This is a genomic window from Serratia sp. NFX21 (assembly GCF_048517035.1).
Taxonomy (GTDB): domain Bacteria; phylum Pseudomonadota; class Gammaproteobacteria; order Enterobacterales; family Enterobacteriaceae; genus Serratia; species Serratia quinivorans.
This window is the reverse complement of sequence record NZ_CP183196.1, coordinates 3,344,102-3,355,781: the sequence shown is the minus strand read 5'-3', so window position 1 is coordinate 3,355,781 and position 11,680 is coordinate 3,344,102. Positions and strand designations below refer to the sequence as shown.

Annotated in this window: 9 protein-coding genes; all 9 read left to right on the top strand. The window is 52.3% G+C overall.

The window, feature by feature from the left end; all coding sequences use genetic code 11:
• Positions 1-4: 4 nt before the first annotated feature.
• The 9 genes from ACNT1W_RS15770 (at position 5) to ACNT1W_RS15730 (ending at position 11,615) form a co-directional block, all read left to right on the top strand.
• Positions 5-649 (top strand): YchE family NAAT transporter, encoded by a 645-nt coding sequence (locus tag ACNT1W_RS15770; protein ID WP_012145429.1) that lies wholly within the window; start codon positions 5-7, stop codon positions 647-649.
• A gap of 690 nt (positions 650-1,339) precedes the next feature.
• The gene (locus tag ACNT1W_RS15765) at positions 1,340-2,977 is read left to right on the top strand and encodes an ABC transporter substrate-binding protein (protein ID WP_012145428.1); all 1,638 of its coding nucleotides are present in this window, start codon (positions 1,340-1,342) and stop codon (positions 2,975-2,977) included.
• 152 nt (positions 2,978-3,129) lie between these two features.
• Complete coding sequence (gene oppA, locus ACNT1W_RS15760; RefSeq protein ID WP_261434363.1) at positions 3,130-4,767, top strand: oligopeptide ABC transporter substrate-binding protein OppA; 1,638 nt, start codon at positions 3,130-3,132, stop codon at positions 4,765-4,767.
• A gap of 83 nt (positions 4,768-4,850) precedes the next feature.
• Entirely contained in the window at positions 4,851-5,771 is a 921-nt protein-coding gene (oppB, locus tag ACNT1W_RS15755; protein WP_012145426.1) for an oligopeptide ABC transporter permease OppB, read from the top strand.
• Between the two features lie 14 nt (positions 5,772-5,785).
• Positions 5,786-6,694: an oligopeptide ABC transporter permease OppC gene (gene oppC, locus ACNT1W_RS15750; protein WP_012145425.1), complete on the top strand. Its 909-nt coding sequence runs from the start codon at positions 5,786-5,788 to the stop codon at positions 6,692-6,694.
• Positions 6,695-6,705: 11 nt separating this feature from the next.
• Entirely contained in the window at positions 6,706-7,722 is a 1,017-nt protein-coding gene (locus ACNT1W_RS15745) for an ABC transporter ATP-binding protein (protein WP_012145424.1), read from the top strand.
• Positions 7,719-8,720 carry a murein tripeptide/oligopeptide ABC transporter ATP binding protein OppF gene (gene oppF / locus ACNT1W_RS15740; RefSeq protein WP_012145423.1) on the top strand — a complete coding sequence of 334 codons (1,002 nt, stop codon included), beginning with the start codon at positions 7,719-7,721 and terminating at the stop codon, positions 8,718-8,720. The genes ACNT1W_RS15745 and oppF overlap by 4 nt, the downstream gene beginning before the upstream one ends.
• 283 nt (positions 8,721-9,003) lie before the next feature.
• On the top strand, positions 9,004-10,401 hold the full coding sequence (locus ACNT1W_RS15735; protein WP_112362455.1) for an NAD(P)/FAD-dependent oxidoreductase: 1,398 nt from the start codon (positions 9,004-9,006) through the stop codon (positions 10,399-10,401).
• The gene (locus ACNT1W_RS15730) at positions 10,398-11,615 is read left to right on the top strand and encodes an FAD-dependent oxidoreductase (protein WP_419245827.1); all 1,218 of its coding nucleotides are present in this window, start codon (positions 10,398-10,400) and stop codon (positions 11,613-11,615) included. The genes ACNT1W_RS15735 and ACNT1W_RS15730 overlap by 4 nt, the downstream gene beginning before the upstream one ends.
• Positions 11,616-11,680 lie beyond the last annotated feature (65 nt).

Genomic DNA, 11,680 nt, shown 5'->3' with positions numbered 1-11,680 from the left:
ATTTGTGGGCCAATCTCTGTTGGATTTTTCCGGCTTCATTAAATTTTTTGTCGGCCTGTTTGCGCTGGTCAACCCGGTGGGTATTTTGCCGGTGTTTATCAGCATGACCAGCTACCAGGCGGCGGCTGGGCGCAATAAAACCAACCTGACCGCCAACCTGTCGGTCGCCATCATCCTGTGGACCTCGCTGTTTTTGGGGGAGGGGATTTTGCGCATGTTCGGTATCTCTATTGATTCATTCCGCATTGCCGGCGGCATCCTGGTGGTCAGCATTGCCATGTCGATGATCAGCGGCAAACTGGGTGAGGATAAACAGAACAAACAGGAAAAATCAGAGAGCGCAATCCGTGAAAGCATTGGGGTCGTGCCATTGGCATTACCACTGATGGCTGGGCCGGGTGCTATCAGCTCCACCATTGTCTGGAGCTCCCGCTATCATAGCTGGCAGAACCTGCTGGGGTTCAGCCTGGCTATCGCGTTGTTCGCTTTTTGCTGCTGGCTGTTGTTCCGGGCTGCGCCTTTGCTGGTACGCCTGTTGGGGCAAACCGGTATTAACGTCATTACCCGTATCATGGGGTTGCTGCTGATGGCATTGGGTATCGAGTTTATCGTGACTGGCATAAAGGCGATATTCCCCGGCTTGCTGTAATCAGCCGAATGAGTCGCGAATAGGATGATTCGCGGCTCAAATTAATTTTAAAATTAAAAACTATTATTAGCTCGCATTAATATAGTGCGTAATATGAATGAATTTTCTTCACTTGCACCATGATGTGGCATAAATCTCAATTTGTTGCTCAATAAAAGCTCTAAGCGTTGTTTTTACCCCTTATCTTCCTCACTTCCTGCCCTTTTTCGCCTCCCGAATATCAAATTTGCTGTTAATTTAATCACATCATTCTGTAGGGCTTGTCTCGCTTTCATCCAGGTGTTATTAGTGATTAACCGCACATAAGCAGGTGTTTGTTCTTTGAACGGCGGCTTTGTTAACTGAATGTTTCTTTATCTGGTGTGTGGGTTCGCTGCGTACGGCTTTGATGGTGGTGTATTCAATTTTAATGATTAAAATCAATAAGTTGATTTGCACCTTTGTTACCCCCTCTTCGGGGTGACAAAACCCGTCTGATGCAATAAAAGAGAATTGCTTAACATTTCTGTAAAAATTATTGGCTATGGAAATTGCCTTCTGCTAATTTCCGAGCAACTTTCTACGCGTAATTAACGGTATCGCGTCGACAAAGTGGGAATGATTTTTGCTGGTGTCTGTTTATTTAGAATTCTTATAAATACTTCACGAATATCGATAAGCAATGCTTGTTGGTGAAAAGGAGCCTCGACCATGCAGCAAACCCTAAAGCACACACCATTAGCTATGTTGATTGCCGGCCTGCTGAGTATCAGCGCCGTTTATTCTGCTCAGGCGGCTGATGTTCCGGCCGGGGTGCAATTGGCCCAGCAGCAGAAGATTGTCATTAACAACGGCTCGGAAGTGGCTTCATTGGATCCGCACAAGGTTGAAGGCATACCGGAAAGCAATATCATTCTGAACCTGCTGGAAGGGCTGGTCAGCACCGACGCCAATGGGCACGTGGTCGCGGCTGCGGCGACAAATTGGGAAAATCAGGATTTTAAGACCTGGACTTTCCACCTGCGTCCCGACGCAGTTTGGAGTGACGGCTCTCCGGTTACCGCGCAGGATTTTGTCTACAGTTGGCAACGCCTGGCCGACCCGAAAATTGGCTCACCTTATGCCAGCTACCTGCAGTACGCCAAAGTTGAAAATATCGACGCCATTCTGACCGGCAAGCAAAGCCCGCAGACGCTCGGTATTAAAGCTATCGATGATAAAACTTTTCAGGTCACGCTAAGTGAGCCGGTGCCGTATTTTATCAGCATGCTGAGCCACACCTCGCTGAAACCGGTAAAACGTTCGGTGGTTGAGAAGTTTGGCGACAAGTGGACGCTGCCGGCGAACTATGTCGGTAATGGTGCGTATCGCTTGAAAGATTGGGTGGTGAATGAGCGCATTGTGCTTGAACGCAGCCCGAGCTACTGGAACAACAAGAAAACGGTTATCAGCCAGGCAACCTTCTTGCCGATATCCTCAGAGGTCAGTGACGTCAATCGCTTCCGCAGCGGTGAAATCGATATCACCAACAGCGCCATCCCGCCGAACCTGTTCGCGAAAATGAAAAGCGAGATCCCTGAGCAATTGCACGTTAACCCTTACCTGTGCACCTTTTATTACGAGATTAACAACCAGCGCGCGCCTTTTACCGATGCACGAGTGCGAGCCGCAGTGAAACTGACGTTGGATCGCGACATCATTGCCAACAAGATCATGGGCCAGGGGCAGATCCCGGCCTACAGCTTTACTCCGAGCTTTACCGAGGGTGCCAAATTCACGGCGCCGGAATGGGCAGGGTGGAGCCAGGAGCAACGCAATGCCGAGGCGAAGAAATTGTTGGCCGAGGCAGGCTTCAGCGCGACCAAACCGCTGAAATTCACATTGCTGTACAACACTTCAGATCAAAATAAACAGCAGGCGATCGCTGCCGCGTCAATGTGGAAGAAAAACCTCGGTGCGGATGTCCAACTGCGCAATCAGGAGTGGAAAACCTCGCTGGAAAGCCGCCATCAGGGGCAGTACGACGTGGCACGGGCCACCTGGTGCGGAGACTATAACGAGCCTAGCGCCTTCCTGAATCTGGTTGTCTCCAATAGCAGCATCAATACCATTTTTTACAAGAGCCCGGCGTTTGACGCCCTGATGGCCAGCACGCTAAAAGCGCCGGACGAAGCTGCGCGTGCTGCTCTTTATCAGCAAGCTGAGGCTCAGTTGGACAAAGACTCGGCGTTGATCCCGGTGTATTACCGCGTCAGTGCGCGCCTGATCAGACCGTCGGTGGGGGGCTTTACCGGTAAAGACCCGCTGGATTACACCGATGTAAAAAACCTGTACATCATCAAGCAGTAACGAGGGGTATTACGCCACGCCAACAGGGGTGAGTAATACAAGGGAGTCCGCCTGCCGTATTCGTTCAACGGCCGCCGGCATAACAAGGTCCGCTCACGGGCAACGCAGGTTCCACGACGAGCCTGTGATAATAAAAACTGGAGTATACACACATGACCAACATCACGAAAAAAACCATCCTTGCGGCCGGCATCATTGCCGCGCTGGGTATCACAGCAACCGGAAGTACTTTTGCGGCCGTTGTGCCGGCGGGCGTACAACTGGCAGACAAGCAAGAGATAGTTAAAAACAACGGTTCGGAAGTACAGTCGCTGGATCCGCACAAAATTGAAGGCGTACCTGAAAACAACGTTACGCGCGATCTGATGGAAGGCCTGGCCAACAACGGCCCGGATGGTTCCATTGTTCCAGGCGTGGCCGAAAGCTGGGATAACAAAGATTTTAAAGTCTGGACCTTCCATCTGCGTAAAGACGCAAAGTGGTCGAATGGCAAGCCGGTAACGGCACAAGATTTCGTGTATAGCTGGCAGCGCGTGGTGGACCCTAAAACTGCATCCCCATATGCCAGCTATCTGCAATATGCTCACGTAGAAAACGTTGATGACGTTATCGCCGGTAAAAAAGACAAGTCTACCCTGGGCGTAAAAGCCATCGATGATCACACCTTCCAGGTTACCCTGACCGAGCCGGTGCCTTACCTGGTTGAAATGACGCCGCACTATGCGATGAAGCCAGTATTTAAAGACGCGGTCGAGAAGTTTGGTGAGAAATGGACCCTGCCGGCGAATTACGTCAGCAATGGTGCCTACAAGTTAAAAGACTGGGTCGTTAACGAACGTATCGTGCTGGAACGTAACCCGGAATATTGGGATAACGCGAAAACCATCATTAATAAAGTCACGTTCCTACCAATTTCGTCTGAAGTGACCGACGTAAACCGCTACCGCACCGGTGAAATCGACATGACCTATAACAACATGCCGATTGAACTGTTCCAAAAGTTGAAAAAAGAGATCCCGAAAGAAGTTCACGTCGATCCATATCTGTGTACTTATTACTACGAGATCAACAACCAGAAAGCGCCGTTTACCGATCAGCGCGTCCGTGAAGCGCTGAAGCTGGGCCTGGATCGCGACATCATCACCAATAAAGTGAAAAACCAGGGTGATTTGCCGGCCTACAGCTTCACCCCACCTTATACCGATGGTGCCAAGTTGACGCCACCAGAGTGGTTCGGCTGGACGCAGGAAAAACGCAACGAAGTGGCGAAAAAACTGCTGGCTGAAGCGGGTTACGGCCCGGGCAAACCACTGACTTTCTCACTGCTGTACAACACTTCTGATCTGCACAAAAAACTGGCGATCGCCGCAGCCTCCATCTGGAAGAAAAATCTGGGCGTGGACGTGAAGCTGGTGAACCAGGAGTGGAAAACCTTCCTCGATACCCGTCATCAGGGTACCTATGACGTAGCGCGTGCCGGCTGGTGTGCCGACTACAATGAACCAAGCTCGTTCCTGAACATGATGCTGTCCGACAGCAGCAGTAACACCCCGCACTATAAGAGCGCGGAGTTCGATAAGCTGATGGCGAACGTGCTGACGGCGAAAACCAAAGAAGAACGCGCTGATTTGTATCAGAAAGCCGAAGTGCAGCTGGATAAGGATTCGGCCATCGTTCCGGTTTATTACTATGTGAATGCCCGTCTGGTGAAACCTTATGTTGGCGGTTACACCGGTAAAGACCCACTTGATAACGTGTACGACAAAAATCTGTACATCATCAAGCATTGATACGGTAAGTGCCGGCGGTGTAAACCGCCGGCCCATGTTGAGAATAATAAGCCGTTATCAGGCTGCAGCACAGGGTTAGGGCAATGCTTAAATTTATATTTCGTCGCTTGTTAGAAGCGATCCCGACACTATTTATCCTTATTACCATCTCATTCTTTATGATGCGTCTGGCTCCCGGTAGCCCATTTACCGGTGAGCGCGCGTTGCCACCGGAAGTCATGGCTAACATCGAGGCCAAATATCATTTGAACGATCCGATCTGGAAGCAGTACGGCCATTATTTGGCGCAACTGTCGCAAGGCGATTTCGGCCCGTCGTTCAAATACAAGGATTACTCGGTTAACGATCTGGTCGCCGCTTCATTCCCGGTATCCGCCAAGCTTGGCCTTGCCGCATTCTTGTTGGCGGTAGTGCTGGGGGTTAGCGCCGGGGTAGTGGCTGCACTGAATCAAAATACCAAATGGGATTACACGGTGATGGGCTTTGCCATGACCGGGGTAGTGATACCCAGTTTCGTGGTGGCGCCGTTACTGGTGTTGATTTTCGCCATCACGCTGAAATGGTTACCAGGCGGTGGTTGGAACGGTGGCGCACCGAAGTTTATTATCTTGCCGATGGTGGCGTTGTCACTGGCTTATATCGCCAGTATCGCCCGTATTACGCGTGGCTCGATGATTGAAGTGCTGCACTCAAACTTTATCCGCACCGCCCGTGCCAAAGGGTTGCCGATGCGTCGCATCATTTTCCGCCATGCGCTCAAACCGGCGTTATTGCCCGTGCTTTCCTATATGGGCCCGGCGTTTGTCGGCATCATCACCGGTTCTATGGTGATCGAAACCATCTACGGCCTGCCGGGTATTGGCCAGCTGTTTGTTAATGGTGCGCTGAACCGCGATTATTCTTTGGTATTGAGCCTGACCATTCTGGTGGGTGGCCTGACCATTTTGTTTAACGCGATCGTCGACGTGCTGTACGCCGTTATCGATCCAAAAATCCGTTATTAAGCTGGAGCACGCAAATGATGTTGACGAAAAAGAACAGCGAGGCTCTGGAGAACTTCAGCGAAAAGCTTGAAGTGGAAGGGCGCAGCCTGTGGCAGGATGCCCGTCGCCGCTTTGTGCACAACCGTGCGGCAGTCAGCAGCCTGTTTGTGCTGGCGCTGATTACCCTGTTTGTGATTGTAGCCCCCTGGCTGTCACAGTTTGCCTATGACGATACCGATTGGGCGATGATGTCGGCAGCACCGGCCTTTGACGCGGGGCACTACTTCGGGACCGATTCCTCCGGGCGTGATTTGCTGGTACGTGTAGCGATTGGCGGACGTATCTCGTTGATGGTCGGCGTTTCCGCTGCGCTGGTGGCGGTCATTGTCGGTACCCTTTACGGCGCAATGTCCGGCTACCTGGGCGGTAAAATTGACTCGGTAATGATGCGTCTGCTGGAGATCCTCAACTCCTTCCCGTTTATGTTCTTCGTGATCCTGCTGGTGACCTTCTTTGGTCAAAACATTCTGCTGATCTTTGTGGCGATCGGCATGGTGTCCTGGCTGGACATGGCGCGTATTGTGCGTGGACAGACCCTGAGCCTGAAACGCAAAGAGTTCATTGAAGCGGCGTTAGTATGCGGGGTTTCCAGCCGCAATATCGTACTGCGTCACATTGTGCCGAACGTGCTCGGCGTGGTGGTGGTATACGCTTCATTACTGGTGCCGAGCATGATCCTGTTCGAATCCTTTCTCAGTTTCCTGGGGTTGGGTACTCAGGAGCCGTTAAGCAGTTGGGGTGCATTGCTGAGCGATGGTGCCAACTCGATGGAAGTTTCACCGTGGTTGCTGCTGTTCCCGGCGGGTTTCCTGGTTGTTACTCTGTTTTGTTTCAACTTTATCGGCGATGGTCTGCGTGACGCCCTCGACCCGAAAGATCGTTAAGGAGTGCAATCATGAGCACCATTGAAAATCCGCAGTTGCAAACCGGTACCGGTGTTAAATCACCGCTGTTACTGGATGTTAAAGATCTGCGCGTGACCTTCGGCACTCCGGACGGTGATGTGACGGCCGTCAACGATCTTAACTTTGACCTGCGTGCCGGCGAAACGCTGGGGATCGTGGGTGAATCCGGCTCCGGTAAATCCCAGACCGCTTTCGCGCTGATGGGGCTGTTGGCCAGCAATGGCCGCATTGGCGGCTCGGCCAAATTTAACGGCCGCGAAATCCTTAACCTGCCGGAAAAACAGCTCAACAAGCTGCGGGCAGAAGAGATTTCGATGATCTTCCAGGACCCAATGACTTCGCTTAACCCTTATATGCGCGTTGGCGAGCAGTTGATGGAAGTGCTGATGCAGCACAAGAAAATGAGCAAAAGCGAAGCCTTTGAAGAGTCGGTTCGCATGCTCGATGCGGTTAAAATGCCGGAAGCGCGTAAGCGCATGCGTATGTACCCGCATGAGTTTTCCGGCGGTATGCGCCAGCGTGTAATGATTGCCATGGCGCTGCTGTGCCGGCCCAAACTGCTGATTGCCGATGAGCCGACCACCGCACTGGACGTGACGGTTCAGGCACAGATTATGACGTTGCTCAATGAGCTGAAGCGCGAGTTCAATACGGCCATCATCATGATCACTCACGACCTGGGGGTGGTGGCCGGTATCTGTAACAAAGTGCTGGTGATGTACGCTGGGCGGACCATGGAATACGGCAGCGCGCGTGACGTGTTCTATCATCCGAGCCATCCTTACTCCATCGGTTTGCTGAATGCGGTGCCGCGTCTGGACGCCGAAGGTGAGGCGCTGATGACCATTCCAGGTAACCCGCCGAACCTGCTGCGTCTACCGAAAGGCTGCCCGTTCCAGCCGCGTTGTGCGTACGCGATGCCACAATGTTCGAGCGCTCCGCCATTGGAGCAGTTTGGTGAAGGGCGCTTGCGTGCCTGCTTTAAACCGGTGGAGGCGTTGGTATGAGTACGGTAACCGACAAGAAAGTGTTGCTTGAAGTGGCCGATTTGAAAGTGCACTTCGACATTCATGATGACAAACAGTGGTTCTGGCAGCCGCCGAAAACCCTGAAGGCCGTTGACGGCGTGACGCTGCGCCTGTTCGAAGGGGAAACTCTGGGCGTGGTGGGTGAGTCTGGTTGTGGTAAGTCCACCTTCGCCCGCGCCATTATCGGTTTGGTGAAGGCCACCAGCGGGCGCGTTGCCTGGCTGGGTAAAGACTTGCTCGGTATGAGTGACGTTGACTGGCGTAAAACCCGTAGCGATATCCAGATGATCTTCCAGGATCCGCTGGCTTCGCTGAACCCGCGCATGACCATCGGTGAAATCATTGCCGAGCCACTGCGCACCTATTACCCAAAAATGCCGCGTCAGGAAGTGAAGGACAAGGTCAAGGCTATGATGCTGAAGGTTGGCCTGCTGCCAAACCTGATCAACCGGTATCCACATGAGTTCTCCGGCGGTCAGTGTCAGCGCATCGGCATTGCCCGTGCCCTGATCCTTGAGCCGAAGCTGGTGATTTGCGATGAACCGGTTTCGGCACTGGACGTGTCGATTCAGGCTCAGGTGGTGAACCTGTTGCAGCAACTGCAGCGCGAAATGGGCCTGTCGCTGATATTTATCGCCCATGACCTGGCGGTGGTAAAACACATCTCTGACCGTGTGCTGGTGATGTATTTGGGCCATGCGGTGGAGCTGGGCACCTATGACGAGGTGTATCACAATCCTCAGCACCCTTATACCAAAGCGCTGATGTCTGCGGTGCCAATTCCGGATCCGGATAAGGAAAAGGACAAACAGATCCAACTGCTGGAAGGGGAACTGCCTTCGCCAATTAACCCGCCATCCGGCTGCGTGTTCCGTACCCGTTGTCCGATTGCCGGGCCGGAATGCGCCAAGACGCGTCCACTGCTGGAAGGCAGCTTCCGCCATGCGGTTTCTTGCCTGAAGGTCGATCCGCTGTAACCGGCCACTTCAATCCGTTGTGTCGCCTAATTCAGGGTTCATGTTCATCATGAACCCTTTTTTTATAATCCCACATCACAAAACCGACAAAACCACATTTTTAATGGCTGCCTACATCACTGTTGTTTTTAGAGTAAAAATCAATTTACTGATTATAAGGCAGTTAATTGCTTTTTTTGTGTTTTATGGGTTTTTCTCTAGTGTTGATTTGTGTGGTTTTGGTGTTGTAATTGCCGTTCTTGTGTGGTTTTATTGTCACATGTTTCGTGGTGAGATAACGCGTATGACACAGCTGAATGAAAATGTTGATGTGGTAGTTATTGGTGGTGGCGTGGTGGGATGTGCCGTGTTCCGGCGTTTCACCCTTATGGGGGCGAAAACGCTATTGCTGGAGCGGGGCGGTGATATCTTGTCGGGCGCCAGCAAGGCTAACAGCGCCATTTTGCATACGGGCTTCGATGCACCTACAGGAAGCCTGGAATTACAATGCATGCAGGCCGGCTACGAAGAATATTTGGCGATCAGGGAAAAGATGAATCTCCCACTGTTGCAGACCACGGCTATTGTGGTGGCCTGGAATGAAGAACAGCTTGCCGCTCTGCCTGGCATTGTGAAGCAAGCGCATGAAAATGGGGTGACTGACGTGGAGCAAATTTCAGCCGCTGATGTTTACCTGCGCGAGCCAAAATTGGCCGAGGGGGTGTTGGGGGGCGTATTTGTCCCCGGCGAATATGTCATCGACCCCTGGAGCGCGCCGCTCGCGTATGTCACGCAGGGCGTGATGCATGGCGGAAAATATCGTTTCAACTGCGAAGTGACCAATGCGACACAGGATGAGCAGGGCTGGTTATTAAACACCCGTCAGGGCAGTGTGAGAACCAGACTGGTGATTAACTGTGCAGGCAACCATGGCGATTTGATCGATGGTCTGTGGCGTACGCCGGACTATGAGATCCGCCCACGCAAAGGGCAGTTTCTGGTCTATGACAAAGCGGCGGCCGCAGATATCAATGCCATTATCTTGCCGGTACCGACGGCCACCACCAAAGGCGTTCTGCTGTGTCGGACCATCTTCGGTAATATGATTTTGGGTCCAACGGCCGAGGAACAAACCGATCGTGACCGTGCGGATGTGGATGAGGCGGTGCTTAAAGGGCTGATTGAAAAAGGCAGCCAAATGCTGCCGACGTTGGGCCAATATACCGTTACCGCCACCTATGCTGGCCTTCGCCCAGCAACGGAAAAGAAAGAGTATCGAATTTATCATTACCCTCAGGAGAATTGGGTCAGCGTAGGTGGCATTCGGTCCACCGGGCTGACTGCCGCGTTGGGCATTGCCGCCCATGTGGAAGATCTTTACCGCAACCATTTCAGCGAGCTGTTTTCAACCCAACCGCCAGCCGATGTGCAGTGGCCGGTGATGCCGATGTTGTCTGACTACCAACCGCGCGATTATGCCTGTTCGGGCAATGGCGGCATCATTTGTCATTGCGAATTGGTTACGCGACGCGAGTTGGAGGCGGCCTTCCACTCGGCGGTACCGCCTGAATGTATCGGGGGTCTGCGTCGCCGCACTCGCGTCATGATGGGACGTTGTAACGGTTTTTTCTGTAGTAATCAGGTTGCCGAAATTGCGGGCGACCGTCTGGATAATACGCTGGTCGTCGGGAGGGTAGAATGAGTCGATTATACGACGTCATTATTATTGGCGCAGGGCCTGCTGGTTTGGCCGCCGCCCGGACTTTATGGGACGAAGGAGTAAACCGCGTTCTGTTGTTGGAAAGAGAAAAGGAGGCGGGTGGTGTACCGCGCCATTGTCGCCACCCAACCTTCGGTATGCAGACCTTCCACCGACCGATGAAAGGACATATTTGGGCTGAACGGATATTGAGCCTGGTGCAAAAAAATTGTGAAATCAGAACCGGCACCACGGTGGTGAATATCAAACCAGGTGGTGAAGTGACGGTCTCCAGCGACCGGGGTCTTGAAACCCTGGTAGGTAAACGCGTCATTATTGCCACCGGTGTGCGCGAAACGCCACGCCACGCCAGACTGGTTAGCGGCGTCAGGCCGCAGGGGGTGCTGACCGCGGGGGCATTGCAGCAGTTTATCTATTTGAAAAAACTAAAGCCGGGTATTCAGCCGGTGATCATAGGGTCTGAATTAGTCAGTTTTTCCACTATCTGGACGTTACGCAATGCGGGTATTAAAGCCCTGGCGCTGATTGATGAAAACACCCGGCCAACTGCGTTTCGTCTGGCAGCAATATATGCCCGCCTTATGGGGGTGAAACTCCATCTGGGGGCGCATGTTACCCAGATCAATGGCCGTGAACGGGTAGAAAGTATCGAATTTACCGCCGCAGACGGCAGTGCGCAGCAACTGGCCTGCGACAGTATTATCTTTACCGGCCGTTTTACCGGTGAATATACGCTGATTCGTAACAGCCACCTGGCCTATGAGCCAGAGAGTGGCCGTCCATGGTTCGATCAACATGGCCGTTGTTCTGACCGCGATTATTATGTGGTGGGCAATATGACTCATCCCGCTGATATGGGCGATCAGTGTTACCTGGAGGGGTTACGCGTAGGTCGGTTGGTTGCACAATCGCTACTACGGCAAGGCGCGCAGCCTTTTGATATTCCAGTTCAATTGGATGAGATATTCCGTATTGCCGCACCCAATGTTATCTCCGTCTCGCCAGAGGCCGCGGATCGCGTCACATTGAACGTGCGTGTTAACCGCTATCATAAAGGCGAAATCATCGTGCGTGATGGTGAAAAGGAACTTTACCGTGGTAAACACCGTTGCTTGCCTGAACGTCGTATTCTTCTGAAAAATATCGATATTTCTGGCTTAACATCGGACAGCCAAATAAGGGTTATCGCCCGCTAGGCTTTCTTTACTCGGCCCATCGAAAAGCCTGCAAATTTGCAGGCTTATTTTTTGGTCGTATTACA

What these genes read in the sequence shown, in the direction of transcription:
- oppB (WP_012145426.1), top strand. Translation starts at nt 4,851, where the DNA reads ATGCTTAAATTTATATTTCGTCGCTTGTTAGAAGCGATCCCGACACTA.
- oppA (WP_261434363.1), top strand. Translation starts at nt 3,130, where the DNA reads ATGACCAACATCACGAAAAAAACCATCCTTGCGGCCGGCATCATTGCC.
- ACNT1W_RS15765 (WP_012145428.1), top strand. Translation starts at nt 1,340, where the DNA reads ATGCAGCAAACCCTAAAGCACACACCATTAGCTATGTTGATTGCCGGC.
- ACNT1W_RS15735 (WP_112362455.1), top strand. Translation starts at nt 9,004, where the DNA reads ATGACACAGCTGAATGAAAATGTTGATGTGGTAGTTATTGGTGGTGGC.
- ACNT1W_RS15745 (WP_012145424.1), top strand. Translation starts at nt 6,706, where the DNA reads ATGAGCACCATTGAAAATCCGCAGTTGCAAACCGGTACCGGTGTTAAA.
- oppF (WP_012145423.1), top strand. Translation starts at nt 7,719, where the DNA reads ATGAGTACGGTAACCGACAAGAAAGTGTTGCTTGAAGTGGCCGATTTG.
- ACNT1W_RS15730 (WP_419245827.1), top strand. Translation starts at nt 10,398, where the DNA reads ATGAGTCGATTATACGACGTCATTATTATTGGCGCAGGGCCTGCTGGT.
- oppC (WP_012145425.1), top strand. Translation starts at nt 5,786, where the DNA reads ATGATGTTGACGAAAAAGAACAGCGAGGCTCTGGAGAACTTCAGCGAA.